Source organism: Mycobacterium sp., assembly GCF_965229265.1.
Taxonomy (GTDB): domain Bacteria; phylum Actinomycetota; class Actinomycetes; order Mycobacteriales; family Mycobacteriaceae; genus Mycobacterium.
Genome location: NZ_CBDDIY010000012.1, coordinates 870,881 through 889,529, shown reverse-complemented (window position 1 = coordinate 889,529; position 18,649 = coordinate 870,881). Strand labels below are relative to the sequence as shown.

Below are 18,649 nucleotides of genomic sequence, written 5' to 3'. Positions count from 1 at the left end.
TGCAGTTGTAAAGTTATGGGGTTGTGCTGTGCGGTCGGCCGGAGGGGCCGGCGCGGCGGCCGAGGGGAAAAGTTAGGGTTCAGGGCGTGATCGACCTGAAACTGCTGCGTGACGACCCCGAGGCCGTACGGCGGTCCCAGCTCAGCCGTGGGGAGGACCCGGGCCTCGTCGATGCCCTGCTGGCCGCCGACACCGCGCGCCGGGCCGCGATATCGACCGCCGATTCGCTGCGGGCCGAGCAGAAGGCCGCCAGCAAGAAGGTCGGCTCAGCGTCCCCGGAGGAGCGGCCGGCCCTGCTCGAACGGGCCAAAGAGCTTGCCGCTGAGGTCAAGGCCGCCGAAACCGATCAGTCCCAGGCCGAGGCAGCCTTCACCGCCGCGCACATGAGCATTTCCAACGTCATCATCGACGGCGTCCCGTCCGGTGGTGAAGACGACTTCGTGGTCCTCGATGTGGTCGGGGAGCCGCCCGAGATCGAGAACCCCAGGGACCATCTCGAACTCGGTGAGGGCCTGCGGCTGATCGACATGGAGCGCGGCGCGAAGGTGTCGGGCTCCCGGTTTTACTTCCTGACCGGACGCGGAGCGCTGCTGCAGCTCGGCTTGCTGCAATTGGCGGTGCGGTTGGCGACCGACAACGGCTTCACCCTGATGATTCCGCCGGTGCTGGTGCGCCCCGAGGTGATGGCAGGAACCGGGTTCCTCGGTGCCCATGCCGACGAGATCTATCACCTCGAAGGCGACGACCTGTACCTGGTGGGCACCTCGGAGGTGCCGCTGGCCGGCTATCACTCCGACGAGATTCTCGACCTGTCGGACGGCCCGCTGCGCTACGCCGGCTGGTCGTCGTGCTTCCGTCGCGAGGCCGGCAGCTACGGCAAGGACACCCGCGGCATCATCCGGGTGCACCAGTTCGACAAGGTGGAGGCCTTCGTCTATTGCCGGCCCGAGGAAACCGAGGCCGAACACCAGCGACTGCTGGGCTGGCAGCGTCAAATGCTCGAGCTCATCGAGGTGCCATACCGTGTGATCGATGTCGCTGCGGGTGATCTCGGCTCCTCGGCGGCCCGAAAGTTCGACTGTGAAGCGTGGGTGCCCACCCAGCGGGCCTACCGGGAGCTGACCTCGACGTCGAATTGCACGACGTTCCAGGCGCGCCGGCTGGCCACTCGCTACCGGGACGAGAACGGCAAGCCGCAGACCGCGGCGACGCTCAATGGCACGTTGGCCACCACCCGGTGGCTGGTCGCAATCCTGGAAAACCATCAACAGCCCGACGGCAGTGTGCGTGTGCCCGCTGCCCTGGTGCCCTTTGTGGGGACGGAGGTCCTTCAACCGTGATCGAACTCGACCTCGATGAGGTGCGCGGCTGGTTCGGCTTCGGCGTCGCCGGCAATTTCGCCGGCCACCTCGAACAAGCCGGGGAGGCAGTCGATTTCGTCAACGTCAGCAGCGTCGGTGTGGCCCCTAAGGGAATTTTCCCTTGGTACGCACCGGGTTACGACAGTTTCCTGGGGGAGTTCCCGCTGTCGCACGACGCGCTGATGGTGCCCACCGAGGACTCCGACGACGGGGGACCATTGAACCTGCAGATCGAGCCCGAAGTCGGGTTGGCCTGCGACGTGGTCTGGGAGGGCGACACCGTCGTCACGCTGCGGCCGTTTGCGCTGGGGGCGTTCAACGACTGCTCGATCCGCCGGCCCAACGCGCCCAAGATCAGTTACAAGAAGAACTGGGGCCCGGCGTCCAAGGGCGTCGCGCACGAGTTCTTTGACATCAGCGACCTGACGCCGGACGGCCCGACCGCCACGCTGCGGCTGCTGTGCCATCTGCGCACCGCCGACGGCGTGCACCACGAGTATGGGGTGGACAGCCCGCTGCTGGGTTACTCCTACTACGGCGAGGTGCTGCTGGACTGGATCGTCGAGCGCCTGGCCAACCAGAAGGGCTCGCCGGACACGCCGTTGGAGGATGTCGGTGCGCTGATGGTGGCGTGCGGGCGACCGCAGAAGGTACTCATCGGCATCGGTGCCACGCGCTACACCAAGCTGGGGGAGTCGACCTATCTGCAGCCCGGCGACGAGGCGATCGTGCGCGTCTACGACACCGCCAGCGACGCGGCATCCGAACTGCGCCAACTGGTCTGGGCCCCGTAGCCCCCTACGCCCAAACGACATTTGGGCGCGAAAGTGCGAGAAGATCGCGCCATTTCTGGCTACCGATGTCGGACGACCTGCACGAAATCGGTCGGTGCGTGGGTTGGAATTGGCGTTGAGCCCTAGCCCAACAACTCGTCCAACACCGCTACGAACTCCCGCGGCTTTACCGGCGTGAACGCCGGACTCGGATGAGTACCGGGCACGTCCAGCGTGACCAGCGTCGACTTGATCGGCCGGTAGATGTCCAGCGGCAACCAGCGGCGCAGATCCGAACTACCCCACAGCCGGAACCGCTGCATCCACAGGCCGAGTGGTTCGGCCTTGTAGCCCCGGATCGATTGCAGCGGAATGATCTTCGATGTCCCCGACGGAAAGTGATAGCGCCGCAACGTCAGTGCGTGCCGGTCCAGTTGCACCAGACCGTCGTCGTAGTACTGCTGCGGCGGGGCGGTCATTGCCGTGAACACCGCAGTTCGTGGCCCTTGGTGGTCAGGCAACGGCCGTTCTCCAGATTCCACTGCCAGCCGTGCAGGTTGCACGTCAGCGTCGATCCCTCCACGACACCGAACTTCGACAGGTCGGCCTTCAGGTGCGGGCAGCGCCGCTGAATCCGCCAACCGTCCAGCGTGACGTCGGTGGTGTCGTCGTGGGCCTCGGCGAACCAGCCGTCGGCATAGGCGATTCGCTCGTCGGTCAGGCACTTGAAGAACGTGTACAGGTACTCGTTGTACCCACCGACTCGCCACGCCCTGAACCGGGTGGACAAGAAGATGGTGTTGACCCAGTCCGGTTCGTCGTCGCGCAGCACTGTGCGCACCAGCTCCGGCGCGATCTCGAAGCCGTAGCGGAACTTCTCGTCCGGAATCGGTTCCCGCACAGCTCGTTTTGGGAAATCCAGAACGATCGTCTCAGCGCCCAGTCGCAACTCGACCGGGTAGCCGATGCCGTCACAGATCTGATCGCTCTGCAGCATGATCGGCTCGAACCTGGCGCGCAGCGGCTCCAGCAGCGACTCTCCGGTCGCCGGCGCCCAGCTGGCCTTCTCGGCGGCCAGCACCGGGGCCATCCGCTCCGCATAGGCGGCGATGTAGTCGGCCTTGCCGGTGGTGAAGATCGCCTCCACCTCGGCGACGGGAAGCGGGTGAGTAAGCGAATTTAATTGGGTGCCAGCGACATCAGCCACCGAGCCGGGGATCATCAGCAGCCCGCCGTCGTTGCCGTGTATCCGCATCTGCTCCAGGAAGACCATCTGGTCGGGGAAGATGTTGGCCGGATCCCCGTGGTCGTCGTTGAGGTCGCGCAGCGCCGGATCCAGGAAGCACGGCGGTCCGGCCGACGGTATGACCCAGGTGGCCCCGACGTCGGAGATGTACTGCCGACAGCGGTCCATCCCGCGCTGGCGCTTCTGGGTGCCGAAGGACTGTTTGGCGCGCTCGGGCATGTCGTAGACCATCGGGTACCAGATCGCGCCCGAGTACTGCAGCATGTGCACGTCGATGTGGCCGAATTCCTCGGTCAGCATGTCCAGGGCCAGCGGCCGCGAGTCGTTCATGTTGAACACCGTGGTGGTGCCGTCGGAGACGACGAGCCCGGAGTCGCCGATCGGTCCGTCGGCGGGCGCCCGCAACGCGATGATCATCACGTCGAGCTCGCCCTTGGGCCCGCTGATGCGGTGCTTGACGGAGTCGCTGGTCTCGTAGAAGCGGTGGAATCCCAGCTTCTCGAGTTCGCGCTTCAGATCAGGGACCGGGAAGTCGGGCAGCAGCACCACCGCGTCCTTGTTGACGTGCTCGGTCAGCAGCCGGGGATCGAAGTGATCCTTGTGTAAATGCGAGACGTAGAGGTAGTCGCAGTCGCCGAGGGCGGCCCAGTCCAGGGCGCTGTTGTCCGGGAAGACGAACCACGAGCCGAAGTAGGCGGGGTTCAGCCACGGATCGCACAGGATGCTCCCGGCCTGGGTGTCGATCCGAAAGCCGGCGTGGCCAATGCTGGTGACCTGCACGAATCCCCTCTCCACTGGTCGACGCACCCGTTACGAGCTTAACCGCCGGGGCGGCCTGCGCCGCATCGCGCAACGTCGATGCTGATCATCGCGCCGACGGGTGGGTGCGCGGTGTGCTGGCGCGGCACTAGGCTGGACCGCTGTGGAACCGGTATACGGGACAGTCATCCAGATCGCCCGCCTTCTCTGGCGGGCCCAGGGATTGAAATTCACCGTGACCGGTGTCGAGCACCTCCCCGTCACCGGTGGAGCGGTCATCGCGATCAACCACACCAGCTACTTCGACTTCACCTTCGCCGGGCTGCCCACCTACCTGCAGGGCCGGGGCCGCAAGGTGCGCTTCATGGCCAAGCAGGAGGTCTTCGACCACAAGGTCACCGGTCCGATCATGCGCAGCCTGCGGCACATCCCGGTGGACCGGGAGAGCGGTGCGGCCTCGTTCGACGCCGCGTGCCTGGCGCTCAAGACCGGCGAGCTGGTGGGGGTGTATCCGGAGGCGACGATCAGCCGCAGCTTCGAACTCAAGGAGTTCAAGTCCGGCGCGGCGCGCATGGCGATCGCCGCCGACGTGCCGATCATCCCGCACATCGTGTGGGGTGCCCAGCGCATCTGGACCAAGGGGCACCCGCGCAAGATGTGGCGGCCCAAGGTGCCGATCTCGATCGCGGTCGGCGAGCCCATCGCCCCCACCTTGCCGGCCACCGAGCTGACCGCGCTGCTCCGCTCCCGGATGCAGCATCTGCTCGAGCAGGTGCAGGACAGCTACGGCCCGTACCCGGCGGGGGAGTTCTGGGTGCCGCATCGCCTGGGGGGTGGTGCGCCGACGCTCGCGGAGGCTGCGGCGCTGGAGGCTGCCGAGGCGGCCGAGCGGGCGGCGAAGCGGGCGCAGCGCCCGGATGCGACAGGGTCGCCGGGGTAAGCAGTCATGGAACCCGTTTTCCGCACATTGGAGATCGCCGCTACGGCCGCGGTGCGGGCGGCGGGGACGAAGATCAGCTACGAAGGCCTGGAGAACGTCCCCGCGAACGGTGGTGCCGTTATCGCGATCAACCACACCAGCTACATCGACTTCCTGCCGGCCGCGCTGGGCACCCGCCGGCGTCGGCGTCGCATCCGGTTCATGATCAAGGCCGAGATGCTGGACGTGCGGATCGTGCGTTTTCTGATCGCCCACACCGGAACCATCCCGGTCGACCGGCGGGCCGGTGCCGGGGCGTACGCCGAGGCGGTGTGCCAGTTGCGTGCCGGTGAACTCGTCGGCGTCTACCCTGAAGCCACAATCAGTCGGGCGTTCGTGCTGAAGGAATTCAAGAGCGGAGCTGCGCGGATGGCACTCGAAGCGCAGGTACCGATCATCCCGTGCATCGTGTGGGGAGCCCACCGGGTGTGGACCAAAGACTATCCGAAACGATTGGGCCGCAACAAGATTCCGTTCACTGTCCGGTTCGGCCGGCCGCTGCAGCCGGGCGGTACCGCGCCCGAGCTCGACGCGGCGCTGCGCAACCGGATGGAGGCCGAGCTGCGCGAGGTCCAGCTGGCCTATCCGCATCCGCCGGGACAGTTCTGGGTGCCGCAGTCACTCGGCGGCGCAGCGCCGTCGCTGGATGAAGCCCGCAAGCTCGACGAGGCCGAGTTGGCCGAACGGGCGCGCCGGGCCTCGGAGCACCGCTGATGTTGCCCGCGCTGATCGCCACCGATGTCGATGGCACGCTGCTCGACGAGGACGAGAACGTCACGCCCCGCACCCGCCAAGCGGTGCGCGCTGCGGTGGCCTCGGGCGTGCATTTCGTGTTGGCGACCGGGCGGCCGCCGCGCTGGATTCCGCCCGTGGTCGAGGCGCTGGGCTTCGCGCCGATGGCGGTGTGTGCCAACGGCGCGGTGATCTACGACCCCAATCAGGACCGCATCATCTCCGCGCGCACCCTGGCGGTCGACGTGCTCACCGAACTTGCCGAGATCGCCACCCGGGTGATTCCCGGCGCCGGTCTGGCGGTGGAGCGCGTCGGTCGCACCGCGCACGATTCGGCGACGCCGCAGTTCGTCAGCTCACCGGGTTACGAGCACGCCTGGCTCAACCCGGACAACACCGAGGTGTCCATCGAGGACCTGCTCAGTGCGCCCGCGGTGAAACTGTTGATCCGCAAGGCCGGTGCGCGCAGCTCCGATATGGCCGCGCTGCTGGCCAAACATATCGGGGTGGAGGGCGACATCACCTACTCCACTAACAACGGGCTGATCGAGATCAACCCGATCGGGACCAGCAAGGCCACCGGCATCGAAGAGGTGGCCCGGCCGCTGGAGATCACCGCCGAGGACGTGATCACCTTCGGTGACATGCCCAACGACGTACCGATGCTGCTGTGGGCCGGGCACGGCGTGGCGATGGGCAACGCTCATCCGGACGCGATCGCCGCCGCCAACGAGGTCACCGCGCCCAATACCGACGATGGGTTGGCGCGGGTGCTCGAACGCTGGTGGCTGTGAGGGCTCTGGCGGCGCGCCGTTAGCTCGCCGGTTCCGGGACCGGATTCTCGATCCGGGTGAACCGTTCGAGCTGCACCGGTGGCCCGTCGGCCGGTGGCGGCGGCATCACCAGGGTCAGCCCGTCGACCACCCGCAGGACGTTGTGGGTCTGCCGGTCGAAGTTCAGTGTGCCGTGCTGGAAGTTCTGCACGATCCATTCAGGTTCCTGGATTTCGCCACTGGTCGGCAACCCGAGCGCGCCGCGTTCGTACCCCAGCGACGCCCAGGCCTCGTAGATCGCCCCGGTCAGCGGCTGCGCGTCGCTGGTCGGGGACCAGTAGATGGCGCCGTGCTCGAAGGTGACGTAGCGGGCGTCACCGTCGGCGGCGGCCTCCGGTGATGTCGGCGCGCCGAGCGGTCCGTCCTTGCCGCCCATGGTTTCCCACTTGGCGAAGATCGCTCCGCCCCGCAGTGAATCGACGAGGTCGGGTGGGCGGTTGAATCGTGCTGCGATGTCGCGGATTTGGTTGAGCGCGGCGTATCCGGCATTGCCCGGGCACAAGGTGTTGCCGACGTCGCGGTGGGCGAAGATCGTGGGCAGGGTCGGCGTCGCGCCGGCGGGGAAGAAGGTGTAGTTGCCGCCGGCCGAGGTCAGGGTCGCGGTGCCGAGCGGGTTGACGTGGTCCAGCCCCATCCGCCAGCCGAGTAGTCTTCCGACAGTGCGGATCTGGATGTCGGTGGGCGGGACATCCTCGAAGTCGCCGATCATCGATACACCCCAGACATCGCGGTTGAATCCGCCGGTGTGCGAACCGAGTACGTCTTTGGTGATGCCGCCGGCCCGCCCTTCGAAGACCTGCCCGTACTTGTCCACCAGGGCGTTGTAGGCGATGTCGCACCAGCCCAGGGTGCGGGTGTGGTAGGCGTAGATCGACCGCACGATTTCGGCGGAGTCCTCGGGCGCGTAGTCGTTGCTTCCCGCGGTGTGATGGACCACCGCCGCTCGGATTCCGTTGCCGTATTCGGTATTTCCGCATCGGATGCGGTCGTCGGCACCCCACTGGGCGCGGCTGACGATGTTCGGCGGCTGGCCCGGTCCTAGGACGGCCGTCGGTGGGGTCCACTGGGCGTCGACGGGGGCTTTGGGCGGGGTGATCAGGACGGCCGAGATGTTCTGTGCAAACGGCTGTTCGGCGGTCGCGGGCACATAGCCGAGTTCCTTGCCCGCGTCCAGGCCGGTCTCCGGGGGCGCGGTCGTCACCGGGGCGCCGGGCGGCCGGGTCACCGCGATCTGCACGGTGGTGGTGGTGCCCACGAACACCGGGTCGGTGCCGCGGGGCCCGCCGGACTGGGTGTCTTCGGCGTTGGACTCCAGCGTCTCGGCCTTGTACCAGGGACCCCACGACCCGTCCGCCCGCTTGGCCCGCACCCGGGCCGAGGTTCCGGTGAGGTCGGTACCGGTGAGCGCCACCAGTGAGAACGGGGTGGACTGGCTGATCTCGCGGACCGTCACGCCGCCGGCGAGTCCGGGCAGCGGCTGCTGGGACAGCACGGTGTCGGCGGCGCTGGGCTTGTCCTTGGGCTCCGAGCCGGGAACGCCGGTGATCGCCCACGGCAGGATGACGACGGTCGCCGCGATCGCGGTGAACCAGATCGTCGGTGCGGGACGACGGGACAGCACACCGCGATGTTACGTATGTGCCTACTGATACCTGTGGTTCGACACGGGCCAGTGTGAATAAAGTGATAATTGAGCCTGCAACGGCACCGCAGGGGCCTCTCCGGGTTCTCTGACCAGACGGCCGGACCCACCCTGCGGTGCCGTTCCGATGCAGGCTTTCGTTATCCGGCCGGAGCTGCTGCTGCGGGTGCCGCGGCAGCAGCTGCCGACGCGCCTTGCATGGCTTGAGTGATCGACGGCATGACGACGCCCTTGAGCAGGTCGATCGCCTGTCCGACGCCGAGCTGGTTGGCGGCGCTGCTCAGGTCGCTGATGATCCCGCCTGAACTCGACGTGGTGCTCGGCACGCCGAGGCTGGGGTCGCCCAGGATCGGGTACGTGCCAGCGGCGGGTGTGCTGATCGGCAGTTCGTTGGGCAGCCCGAGGCCGGTGGCCGACGGGCTGGTCAGCGCGGGATTGGTCAGCGACGGGGTGCCCAAGCCGGTCTGCGGGCTGGTCAGGCCCGGGCTGGTCAGGCCCGGGTCGGTCAGCGCCGATGCCGACGGCGTGGTCAGGCCCGGGGTGGTGAGGCCGGGCGTGGTCAGCGACGGTGTGGTCAGACCGGGCGCCGTCAGGGACGGCGTGGTGAGGCCCGGTGTGGTGAGGCTCGGTGTGGTGAGCCCCGGCGTGGTCAGCGAGGGCGTGGTGAGCCCCGGCGTCGTCAGCGACGGTGTGGTCAGCCCCGGCGTCGTGAGCCCCGGCGTGGTCAGACCGGGCGCCGTCAGGGACGGCGTGGTGAGGCCAGGGGTGGTCAGCGACGGCGTGGTCAGCGTCGGGCCGGCCTGCACCGGCTGCGCACCGGCCGGGCTGAGACCCGTCGGCAGCGGCGGCAGGTTGATCCCAAACTGCGACAGGCCCTGCTGAAGCGCGGACATGAGCTCGTTGGGCAGGTCGGTCACGACCGCAGCGCGGACGAATTCGCGGTGCTCGGGCGTCTTCTGCGGGGCAGCGCTGAGCTCGATGACACCAATAGCGGCGATTGGACTTGCGACGGCCAGGGCGGCGACTGCGCTCATGGCTGTCGAGAGCTTGCGTCGACGTCGGTTCGGCACGGAAGTCTCCTCAATATCTAGACAACGTTCGTGTCTGGAATACGTCGTGGGCTTCGGCAACGGCCGTGCGCCGTGGTCAAAGCCAACGTGATCGATGGTACGGCTGTGAATAGTGTGTCTAGAGTGACGATGCTGAATCGTGAGCTAATTGCGACCTTGATTCGTTAACGAGCGCACGCGATTTCCCGCTGCCGCCCCGGCTTGCGATGCGGGTCACAGCCCCGGCGTCGGATAGCCTAGGCGCCGATGACCGCTTCTCGATCCTTCGATCTCTTCGTCGTCGGCTCCGGCTTCTTCGGCCTCACAATTGCCGAGCGGGTGGCCACCCAGCTCGGCAAGCGTGTGCTCGTCGTCGAGCGGCGCCCGCACATCGGCGGCAACGCCTACTCCGAGCCGGAGCCGCAGACCGGCATCGAGATCCACAAGTACGGCGCGCACCTGTTCCACACCTCCAACAAGAGGGTGTGGGACTACGTCCGCCAGTTCACCGAGTTCACCGGGTATCAGCACCGGGTGTTCGCGATGCACAACGGCCAGGCCTACCAGTTCCCGATGGGCCTGGGGCTGGTGGCGCAGTTCTTCGGACGCTATTACAGCCCCGACGAGGCGCGCGCCCTGATCGCCGAGCAGAGCGCCGAGATCTCCACCGCCGACGCGCAGAACCTCGAAGAGAAGGCCATCTCGCTGATCGGCCGGCCGCTCTACGAGGCCTTCGTCAAGGGCTATACCGCCAAGCAGTGGCAGACCGACCCGAAGGACCTGCCTGCGGCCAACATCACCCGGCTGCCGGTGCGCTACACGTTCGACAACCGCTACTTCAACGACACCTACGAGGGTCTGCCGGTCGACGGCTACACCAGGTGGCTGGAGAACATGGCCGCCGACGACCGCATCGAGGTGCGGTTGGACACCGACTGGTTCGACGTGCGCGACGCGTTGCGGGCCGACAGCCCCGACGCGCCGGTGGTGTACACCGGGCCGCTGGACCGTTATTTCGACTACGCCGAGGGCCGGCTGGGCTGGCGCACGCTGGACTTCGAGCTCGAGGTGTTGAGCGACTGCGGTGATTTTCAAGGCACACCCGTCATGAACTACAACGACCTCGACGTGTCCTACACCCGCATCCACGAGTTCCGGCACTTCCACCCCGAGCGCGACTATCCGACCGACAAGACGGTCATCATGCGGGAGTACTCCCGGTTCGCCGACGCCGACGACGAGCCCTACTACCCGATCAACACTGAGGCCGACCGTGCGGTGCTCGCCGCCTACCGGTCCCGGGCCCGCCAGGAGACCTCCGCGGCGAAGGTGCTCTTCGGTGGCAGGCTGGGCACGTATCAATACCTCGACATGCACATGGCCATCGCCAGCGCACTGAGCATGTACGACAACGTTCTGGCTCCGCATCTTGGCGAGGGCGCGCCGCTGGCCGGCGACAACACCGAAAGCAGCACCGCATGAGCGAAATCCCGTCCGGCCCGATCGCGGCCGGTGAAACCAAGGCCGTCAGCCTACTGGCCCGGGTCATCCTCCCGCGCCCCGGTGAACCACTAGACGTCCGCAAGCTCTACATCGAGGAGTCCGACACCAACGCGCGCCGGGCTCATGCGCCTACCCGGACCACCTTGGAGATCGGCGCCGAGTCTGAGGTCTCGTTCGCGACCTATTTCAACGCGTTCCCGGCCAGCTACTGGCGGCGCTGGTCGGTGCTGGATTCGGTGGTGCTGAGGGTCGAGCTGACCGGCTCGGCCCGCGTTGACGTTTACCGGTCCAAGGCGACGGGGGCGCGGATCACCGTCGGCGGCGCCGAGATCAGCAGCCCGGACGCGACGACGCCGACGGCCGCGGAGTTCGAGGTCGGACTCGGTCCCTTCGAAGACGGCGGCTGGATCTGGTTCGACATCACCACCGACACCAAGGTCATCCTGCACAAGGCGGCCTGGTATGCCCCGGTGCCCGCTCCCGGGCGGGCCGACATCACCGTCGGCATCCCCACGTTCAACCGCCCGGCCGACTGCGTCAACGCGCTCAAGGCGCTCACCGCCGACCCGCTGGTGGACGAGGTCGTCGGCGCGGTCATCGTCGCCGACCAGGGCAACAACAAGGCCAGCGCGCATCCCGACTTCCCGGCTGCCGCTGCCCGCCTCGGTGATCGGCTGACCATCCACAACCAACCCAACCTCGGCGGGTCGGGTGGTTACAGCCGCGTCATGTACGAGGCGCTCAAGCACACCAATTGCGAGCAGATCCTGTTCATGGACGACGACATCCGCATCGAACCGGATTCGGTGCTGCGGGCGTTGGCGCTCAACCGATTCGCCAAGTCGCCCACGCTGATCGGCGGGCAGATGCTCAACCTGCAGGAGCCGTCACACCTGCACGTGATGGGCGAGGTGGTAGACCAGTCCAACTTCATGTGGACGAATGCACCGCACACCGAATACGACCACGATTTCGCCAAATACCCGCTGGCCGACGACGACGAGCGCAGCCTGAAACTGCACCGCCGAATCGACGTTGACTACAACGGCTGGTGGATGTGCATGATCCCGCGGCGGGTCGCCGAGGAACTCGGTCAGCCGCTGCCGCTGTTCATCAAGTGGGACGACGCCGACTACGGCCTGCGCGCCGGGGAACACGGCTACGCCACCGTCACCATGCCGGGCACCGCCATCTGGCACATGGCCTGGAGCGATAAAGACGACGCCATCGACTGGCAGGCCTATTTCCACCTGCGCAACCGCCTGGTGGTCTCGGCGCTGCACTGGGACGGCCCGGTGAATGGTCTGCTGGCCAGCTCGCTAAAGGCGATGTTCAAACACCTTCTCTGCCTTGAGTATTCGACGGTCGCCATCCAGAACCGGGCGATCGCCGACTTCCTGGCCGGCCCGGAACACATCTTCTCCATCCTGGAGTCGGCGCTGCCCGAGGTGCGCAAGATGCGCGAGCAGTACCCCGACGCCGTGGTGCTGCCGGGTGCCACTTCGCTGCCCAAGCCCAGCGGCCGCACGAAGGTGCACAGCCCGCCGGTTGCGTTGCCCGCCATTGGTTTTCGACTCGCCCGCGGCGTTCTCCATCAGCTGCGCAAGGAGAACTCGGCCCACCACCAGCGCCCGCAGCTCAACGTGCCCACCCAGGACGCGCGCTGGTTCCTGCTGTGCAAGGTCGACGGGGTCACGGTGACCACCGCCGACGGCGGCGGGGTGGTCTACCGCCAGCGCGACCGCGCCAAGATGTTCGCGCTGTTGCGCGCCTCGTTGCGCCAGCACATTCGGCTGGCCCGCAAGTACAACCGGATGCGCAAGGTCTACCGCAAGGCACTGCCGGTGCTGTCCAGCAAGGAGAAGTGGGAAACGGTGTTGTTAGAGAACTCCTCCACCCATGCCTGACGACTCTGCGCCGGGGGCGCTGGAGCCGGTCTCGCCGCCGGCCGGCGGCGAGGTCGCCGCACTGGTCGCCATCCAGTCCAGGCTGGGGACGCCCGAGGTGATCGCGGTCGCCAGGGCGATGTCGCACTTCGGCGAGCACGCCCAGGGCTGGGTTGCGCTGTCGGCGCTGGGTGCGCTGGTCAACCCGAAGCGTCGCCGCGACTGGCTGCTGGTCGGCGTCGGCGCGGTGGCGGCGCACGCGGCCGCGATCGCGATCAAGCTGGTGGTGCGCCGCAAACGGCCCCACCACCCGGCGATCGCGGTCAACGTCGGCACGCCCAGCGCGCTGAGCTTTCCCTCGGCGCACGCCACGTCCACGACTGCCGCGGCTATGCTGCTGAGCCGGGCCACCCGCTCGCCGCTGCCGTTGGCGGTGGTGCCGGCGATGGCCCTGTCGCGGCTGGTACTCGGTGTGCACTATCCGACCGACGTGCTTGCCGGGGCAGCTGTGGGCGCTGCCGTCGCCACGACGGCTGCGCGTTTCGTCTCACCGCAGAAGGAGACGCGTCAGTGAGCGCCGATGAGTGAGGAAGCGGCCCCGGTGACCGGCCCGCCCAGCAACCTGTTCAGCGGGATCGTCAAGGCGATACGCCCGCGCCAGTGGGTCAAGAACCTGCTGGTGCTGGCCGCGCCGCTGGCGGCGTTGGGCGGCAACATCACCTACGACTACCGCGACGTCCTGGTGAAGGTGTCCATCGCCTTCGTCGTCTTCAGTCTGGGTGCCTCGTCGATCTACCTGGTCAACGACGCCCGCGACGTGGAAGCCGACCGGGCGCATCCGACCAAGCGGTTCCGCCCGATCGCGGCCGGAGTGCTGCCGGTGGGTCTGGCCTACGGCTTGGCCGTCGGGCTCGGTGTGGCCTCGCTGGCCATCGCATGGTTCGTCACCCCGCAGCTGGCACTGGTGATGGCGATCTACATCGCCATCCAGCTGGCCTACTGCTTCGGCCTGAAACACCAAGCGGTGCTGGACATCTGCATCGTGTCCTCGGGCTTCCTGATCCGCGCCATCGCCGGCGGTGTGGCCGCCGGTATCCCGTTGTCGCAGTGGTTCCTGCTGGTGATGGCCTTCGGCTCGCTGTTCATGGCGGCCGGCAAGCGGTACGCCGAGCTGCAGCTGGCCGAGCGCACCGGGGCCAAGATCCGCAAGTCCCTGGAGAGCTACACCAGCACCTACCTGCGGTTCGTCTGGACGTTGTCGGCCACGGCCGTGGTGCTTTGCTACGGACTGTGGGCCTTCGAACGTGACGGTGACACCGGCTCGTGGTTCGTGGTGTCGATGATCCCGTTCACCATCGCCATCCTGCGCTATGCCGTGGACGTCGACGGCGGCATGGCCGGTGAGCCCGAGGAGATCGCCTTGCGCGACCGGGTGCTGCAGCTGCTGGCACTGGCCTGGATCGGAACTGTCATTGCTGCCGTCGCCATCGGTTAGGTCGCCGGCCTCTCAACCTGGCGACACCGAAACGCCCTCATCCGCAACGCGTTCGGTGCGGCTGGACTGGCCGACGCCGCCGGCGTTTCCCTATTCGCCGCTCGCCCGGGTCAGCCTGTGGGTCAGCGTCGTGGTGGTCGCGGCCCTGTTCGGGTGGGGTGCCTGGCAGCGCCGGTGGATCGCCGACGACGGCCTGATCGTGTTGCGCACGGTGCGCAACCTGCTGGCCGGCAATGGCCCGGTCTTCAACGCTGGGGAGCGGGTGGAGTCCAACACCTCCACGCTGTGGAGCTACCTGGTGTATTTCGGCGGCCTGGTCGGCGGACCGGTGCGGCTGGAGTACGTGGCGCTGACGCTGGCGTTGTCGTTGTCGGTTGCCGGTGTGGCGATGGTGATGCTGGGCACGGGCCGGTTGTTCGCTCCGGGCCTGCAGGGCAGGCGGGCGGTGTTGCTGCCGGCCGGGGCCCTGGTCTACATCGCCATCCCGCCCGCCCGTGACTTCGCCACATCCGGGCTGGAGAACGGCCTGGTCACCGCCTGGATCGGCCTGCTGTGGTGGCTGCTGGTGGTCTGGTCGCAAGCACCCCGGTCCGGCCGCGGTGGGCCGGGGTTGATCGCCGCGCTGGCCTTCGTCGCCGGCCTGAGCGTGCTGGTCCGTCCCGAACTGGCCCTGATCGGCGGGCTGGCGCTGGTGATGATGCTGGTGGCGGCACGGGGCTGGCGCAGCCGGGTGCTCATCCTGGTTGCCGGTGGGCTACTTCCGGTGGGCTACCAGATCTTCCGGATGGGCTACTACGGGCTGCTGTTCCCGCAGACCGCGCTGGCCAAGGACGCGACCGGGGACAAGTGGGGCCAGGGCCTGATCTATCTGGCGAACTTCAACGGGCCCTATCTGCTGTGGGTGCCCGCGCTGCTGCTGATTGCGCTCGGCGCGGTGCTGCTGGCCGGGCGCAGCACGCCGTGGTGGATTCACCGGACCGAGACACCCGTCACCTCAGGCCGGCTGGCGCGCCGTCTGCAAAGCCCGGCCGCCGTCGTCGTTTTCATGCTGTTCAGCGGGCTACTGCAGGCCCTGTACTGGATCCGGCAGGGCGGCGATTTCATGCACGGCCGGGTCTTGCTCACCCCGGTGTTCTGCCTGCTGGCCCCGGTGGCGGTGATCCCGCTCGTGCTGCCCGACCGCACTACGTTGTCCCGCGAGAAGGGCGTGCTGCTCAGCGGCGCTGCGGTGGCGCTGTGGCTGGCCGTTGCCGGCTGGTCGCTCTGGGCGGCCAACTCGCCGGGCATGGGGGCCGACGCCACCCGTGTCACCTACTCCGGCATCGTCGACGAGCGCCGGTTCTATTCGCAGGCCACCGGTCACGCCCACCCCCTGACCGCAGCCGATTATCTGGACTACCCGCGGATGCGCGCGGTGCTGACCGCCATCAACAACACTCCCGACGGCGCTCTGCTGCTCCCGGCCGGCAACTACGACCAGTGGGACGTCGTCCCGGCCTACCCGCCACCGCCGCCACCGCCGGGTGTGTCGATGGACAGCTGGCGCCGCCAAATCGCGCCTCACACAGTGTTTTTCACCAACCTGGGCATGCTGGGTATGAACGTTGGGCTGAACACCAGGGTGATCGACCAAATCGGTCTCGCGAATCCACTGGCGGCCCACACCGCCCGGCTCGATGACGGCCGCATCGGCCACGACAAGAACCTCTTCCCGGATTGGGCCGTTGCTGAGGGTCCGTGGCTGAAGGAACATCCCTGGGTCCCGCCGTACCTGGACGAGGGGTGGATCAAGGAGGCCGGGGTGGCGCTGGGGTGCCCCGAGACCGAGGCGATGCTCAACTCGATCCGCAAGCCGCTGGGTATTCGCCGGTTCCTGTCAAACGTGCTGCATTCCTTGGAATTCACGCGCTATCGCATCGATCGCGTGCCGCAGTTTGAGCTGGCCCGGTGCGGTCTCGATGAGCCCGATTTGAAGGGCACCCCGTACACTGGGTTACCGGCAACGGGGCCCTAGCCGCTCGACCCACGGGGTGGAGTTGCCGTGGGGGCAGCGTTAGCTGGCTGGGCTCCGATCGGTAACGCTGCGGTCAGTTCGCGGCGATACACAGGTCAGGTGTGCGAACGCTTGGCAAGCACAAATGTCGGCTGACGGTTGAGCCGTGCCGCGGAACGGATGAGTTGAGCAATCCATGGTTTGTGCAGTGACTAGGCCGGTTGTGCGCCGCCCTGTCGGCCCCCGCCTCGTCGCACCGGTTCTCGCCGTCCTGATGCTGGCGGCGCTGGCCGTGGTGACCGGCGCCACCCCGAGCGCGCGAGCCTTCTCGCGGGAAGGCCTTCCGGTGGAGTACCTCGATGTGTACTCGCCGTCGATGGGCCGCAACATCCGGGTGGAGTTCCAGTCCGGGGCAACCGCCGCCGATCCCGGCGCACCCGCGCCGGCGGTGCCGACGAAAGCCGTCTACCTGCTCGACGGGCTGCGCGCCCAGGACGACTACAACGGGTGGGACATCAACACCCCGGCATTCGAGTGGTTCTACGGCTCGGGGGTCTCGGTGGTGATGCCCGTCGGCGGCCAATCCAGCTTCTACACCGACTGGTACTCACCGTCGAACTTCAACAAGCAGACCTATACCTATAAATGGGAGACATTTCTCACCAGCGAACTACCTCAGTGGTTGGCCGTCAACAAGCAGGTTTCGACCACCGGTAACGGTGTCGTCGGGCTGTCGATGTCCGGCGGTGCCGCCCTGATCCTGTCCGCCTACCACCCGCAGCAGTTCGTCTACGCGGCGTCGTTGTCCGGCTTCCTCAATCCCTCGGCGCTGCTGATGCAGCAGGCCATCCGGGTGGCCATGCTCGACGCCGGCGGCTACAACGTCGACAACATGTGGGGCACCCCCTGGGACTCCGCCTGGAAGCGCAACGATCCCGTCGTGCAGGCGGCCACGATTGCCCGCAACGGAACCCGGCTCTGGATCTACTGCGCGCCCGGCGGCCAGACCGATATCGACCAGGGCGCCGACCCTGGCGCGACGCTGTCGGCCAACAGCCTGGAGTCGATGGCGATCAAGAGCAACAAGGATTTCCAGGCGGCCTATAGCGCCGCCGGGGGCACCAACGCGACCTTCAATTTTCCCCCGTCGGGCAACCATTCGTGGCCCTATTGGGGAGCCCAGTTGACGGCACTGAAACCCGACCTCATCGCCACAATCGGCCATTGATGAGGGGGTCACGGCGAAGTCTCAGAAGAGGAACGATCACAGCACATGTGGTTGACTACCAGGGCACGGCTGCTTGGAACGCATGCGGTGCGGCACCGGAAAAAAGGATGGAAATAAATGAAGTTCGTTGAGAAGTTGCGCGGCGTTTGGCTGCGCCGGCTGACGGTCGCGGCTGCGGCTGCCGCCGTGCTGCCTGGCCTGATCGGCGTCGTCGGCGGCTCCGCAACGGCGGGAGCTTTCTCCAAGCCGGGACTGCCGGTCGAGTACCTCGAAGTGCCGTCCGCGGGCATGGGACGCGACATCAAGATCCAGTTCCAAAGCGGTGGGCCGAACTCTCCGGCGGTCTACCTGCTCGATGGTTTGCGCGCCCAGGACGACTTCAACGGCTGGGACATCAACACCCCGGCATTCGAGTGGTACTACGGCTCTGGCCTGTCGGTGATCATGCCCGTCGGTGGCCAGTCCAGCTTCTACTCCGACTGGTACAAGCCGGCATGCGGCAAGGCCGGGTGCCAGACCTACAAGTGGGAGACCTTCCTGACCCAGGAGCTGCCCGCATGGCTGGCGGCCAACCGTGAGGTCAAGCCGACCGGCAGTGCCGCCGTCGGTCTGTCGATGGCCGGCTCGGCCGCGCTGACCCTGGCGATCTGGCACCCCGAGCAGTTCCCGTACGCCGCAGCACTGTCGGGCTTCCTCAACCTCTCCGAGGGCTGGTGGCCGTTCCTGGTGAACATCTCGATGGGTGACGCCGGCGGTTTCAAGGCCGATGACATGTGGGGCTCCACCGGCGATCCGAACAACGCCTGGAAGCGCAACGACCCGCTGGTCAACATCCAGAAGCTGATCGACAACAACACCCGCATCTGGATCTACTGCGGCGACGGCAAGCCGTCGGACCTGGATGCCGGCACCAGCAGCGGCAACCTGTTCAACGCGAAGTTCCTGGAAGGGTTCACGCTGCGGACCAACAAGACGTTCCGCGACACCTACCTGGCCGACGGCGGCACCAACGGGGTGTTCAACTTCCCGGCCAACGGCACCCACCAGTGGAACTACTGGGGCCAGCAGCTCCAGCAGATGAAGCCCGACATCCAGCGCGTGCTCGGCGCCACGCCGACCGCCTGATCAGGCGCAGTCGATAACTGACCAACGGCGATGACCTTCGGGTCA

At 67.2% G+C, this 18,649-nt stretch carries 16 protein-coding genes; 12 read left to right on the top strand and 4 right to left on the bottom strand.

The genetic code is table 11. From position 1 onward, the window contains the following. The first annotated feature begins 86 nt into the window (after nt 1-86). Nucleotides 87-1,340 carry a serine--tRNA ligase gene (serS, locus tag ADBZ9K_RS22005; protein WP_526624151.1) on the top strand — a complete coding sequence of 418 codons (1,254 nt, stop codon included), beginning with the start codon at nt 87-89 and terminating at the stop codon, nt 1,338-1,340. Next, the gene (locus tag ADBZ9K_RS22000; protein WP_526624149.1) at nt 1,337-2,155 is read left to right on the top strand and encodes a DUF5718 family protein; all 819 of its coding nucleotides are present in this window, start codon (nt 1,337-1,339) and stop codon (nt 2,153-2,155) included. Before serS ends, ADBZ9K_RS22000 begins: the two co-directional genes overlap by 4 nt. A gap of 122 nt (nt 2,156-2,277) precedes the next feature. Here the strand turns inward: ADBZ9K_RS22000 and ADBZ9K_RS21995 are convergent, their stop codons facing one another. Continuing rightward, nucleotides 2,278-2,613 carry a hypothetical protein gene (locus ADBZ9K_RS21995; protein WP_526624147.1) on the bottom strand — a complete coding sequence of 112 codons (336 nt, stop codon included), beginning with the start codon at nt 2,611-2,613 and terminating at the stop codon, nt 2,278-2,280. Then, entirely contained in the window at nt 2,610-4,160 is a 1,551-nt protein-coding gene (locus ADBZ9K_RS21990; protein WP_526624318.1) for a Rieske 2Fe-2S domain-containing protein, read from the bottom strand. The genes ADBZ9K_RS21995 and ADBZ9K_RS21990 overlap by 4 nt, the downstream gene beginning before the upstream one ends. 142 nt (nt 4,161-4,302) lie before the next feature. Between ADBZ9K_RS21990 and ADBZ9K_RS21985 the strand changes: the two genes are divergently transcribed. Genes ADBZ9K_RS21985 through ADBZ9K_RS21975 form a run of 3 tightly spaced genes read left to right on the top strand, consistent with a single transcriptional unit; the run spans nt 4,303 to nt 6,644 of the window. Further along, nucleotides 4,303-5,079, top strand: a complete 777-nt coding sequence (locus ADBZ9K_RS21985; protein ID WP_526624145.1) for a lysophospholipid acyltransferase family protein — start codon at nt 4,303-4,305, stop codon at nt 5,077-5,079. 6 nt (nt 5,080-5,085) lie between these two features. Beyond that, on the top strand, nt 5,086-5,832 hold the full coding sequence (locus ADBZ9K_RS21980; protein ID WP_526624143.1) for a lysophospholipid acyltransferase family protein: 747 nt from the start codon (nt 5,086-5,088) through the stop codon (nt 5,830-5,832). After that, nucleotides 5,832-6,644 carry a Cof-type HAD-IIB family hydrolase gene (locus ADBZ9K_RS21975; protein WP_526624141.1) on the top strand — a complete coding sequence of 271 codons (813 nt, stop codon included), beginning with the start codon at nt 5,832-5,834 and terminating at the stop codon, nt 6,642-6,644. The genes ADBZ9K_RS21980 and ADBZ9K_RS21975 overlap by 1 nt, the downstream gene beginning before the upstream one ends. 19 nt (nt 6,645-6,663) lie before the next feature. Here the strand turns inward: ADBZ9K_RS21975 and ADBZ9K_RS21970 are convergent, their stop codons facing one another. Further along, nucleotides 6,664-8,304, bottom strand: coding sequence for an N-acetylmuramoyl-L-alanine amidase (locus ADBZ9K_RS21970; RefSeq protein WP_526624139.1), 1,641 nt, complete (start codon nt 8,302-8,304; stop codon nt 6,664-6,666). Between the two features lie 161 nt (nt 8,305-8,465). Next, entirely contained in the window at nt 8,466-9,395 is a 930-nt protein-coding gene (locus ADBZ9K_RS21965) for a hypothetical protein (protein WP_526624137.1), read from the bottom strand. 246 nt (nt 9,396-9,641) lie between these two features. Between ADBZ9K_RS21965 and glf the strand changes: the two genes are divergently transcribed. The 7 genes from glf to ADBZ9K_RS21930 all read left to right on the top strand — a co-directional run bounded on the left by glf (nt 9,642) and on the right by ADBZ9K_RS21930 (nt 18,604). Next, nucleotides 9,642-10,856: a UDP-galactopyranose mutase gene (glf, locus tag ADBZ9K_RS21960; protein ID WP_526624135.1), complete on the top strand. Its 1,215-nt coding sequence runs from the start codon at nt 9,642-9,644 to the stop codon at nt 10,854-10,856. After that, nucleotides 10,853-12,784 carry a glycosyltransferase family 2 protein gene (locus ADBZ9K_RS21955; RefSeq protein ID WP_526624133.1) on the top strand — a complete coding sequence of 644 codons (1,932 nt, stop codon included), beginning with the start codon at nt 10,853-10,855 and terminating at the stop codon, nt 12,782-12,784. Before glf ends, ADBZ9K_RS21955 begins: the two co-directional genes overlap by 4 nt. Then, the gene (locus ADBZ9K_RS21950) at nt 12,777-13,337 is read left to right on the top strand and encodes a phosphatase PAP2 family protein (protein ID WP_526624131.1); all 561 of its coding nucleotides are present in this window, start codon (nt 12,777-12,779) and stop codon (nt 13,335-13,337) included. Before ADBZ9K_RS21955 ends, ADBZ9K_RS21950 begins: the two co-directional genes overlap by 8 nt. A gap of 6 nt (nt 13,338-13,343) precedes the next feature. Next, nucleotides 13,344-14,258, top strand: a complete 915-nt coding sequence (locus ADBZ9K_RS21945; RefSeq protein WP_526624129.1) for a decaprenyl-phosphate phosphoribosyltransferase — start codon at nt 13,344-13,346, stop codon at nt 14,256-14,258. Then, the gene (gene aftB, locus ADBZ9K_RS21940) at nt 14,236-16,272 is read left to right on the top strand and encodes a terminal beta-(1->2)-arabinofuranosyltransferase (protein WP_526624127.1); all 2,037 of its coding nucleotides are present in this window, start codon (nt 14,236-14,238) and stop codon (nt 16,270-16,272) included. The genes ADBZ9K_RS21945 and aftB overlap by 23 nt, the downstream gene beginning before the upstream one ends. A 253-nt stretch (nt 16,273-16,525) precedes the next feature. Further along, nucleotides 16,526-17,479, top strand: coding sequence for an alpha/beta hydrolase (locus tag ADBZ9K_RS21935; protein ID WP_526624316.1), 954 nt, complete (start codon nt 16,526-16,528; stop codon nt 17,477-17,479). 117 nt (nt 17,480-17,596) lie between these two features. After that, complete coding sequence (locus ADBZ9K_RS21930; RefSeq protein WP_526624125.1) at nt 17,597-18,604, top strand: alpha/beta hydrolase; 1,008 nt, start codon at nt 17,597-17,599, stop codon at nt 18,602-18,604. The last annotated feature ends 45 nt before the right edge of the window (nt 18,605-18,649 follow it).

Bases quoted from the DNA above. Each gene is read 5' to 3' on its own strand.
- glf (WP_526624135.1), top strand. From the start codon at position 9,642: ATGACCGCTTCTCGATCCTTCGATCTCTTCGTCGTCGGCTCCGGCTTC.
- ADBZ9K_RS21995 (WP_526624147.1), bottom strand. From the start codon at position 2,613: ATGACCGCCCCGCCGCAGCAGTACTACGACGACGGTCTGGTGCAACTG.
- ADBZ9K_RS21975 (WP_526624141.1), top strand. From the start codon at position 5,832: ATGTTGCCCGCGCTGATCGCCACCGATGTCGATGGCACGCTGCTCGAC.
- ADBZ9K_RS21950 (WP_526624131.1), top strand. From the start codon at position 12,777: ATGCCTGACGACTCTGCGCCGGGGGCGCTGGAGCCGGTCTCGCCGCCG.
- ADBZ9K_RS21930 (WP_526624125.1), top strand. From the start codon at position 17,597: ATGAAGTTCGTTGAGAAGTTGCGCGGCGTTTGGCTGCGCCGGCTGACG.
- ADBZ9K_RS21955 (WP_526624133.1), top strand. From the start codon at position 10,853: ATGAGCGAAATCCCGTCCGGCCCGATCGCGGCCGGTGAAACCAAGGCC.
- ADBZ9K_RS21935 (WP_526624316.1), top strand. From the start codon at position 16,526: ATGCTGGCGGCGCTGGCCGTGGTGACCGGCGCCACCCCGAGCGCGCGA.
- ADBZ9K_RS21945 (WP_526624129.1), top strand. From the start codon at position 13,344: ATGAGTGAGGAAGCGGCCCCGGTGACCGGCCCGCCCAGCAACCTGTTC.
- ADBZ9K_RS21980 (WP_526624143.1), top strand. From the start codon at position 5,086: ATGGAACCCGTTTTCCGCACATTGGAGATCGCCGCTACGGCCGCGGTG.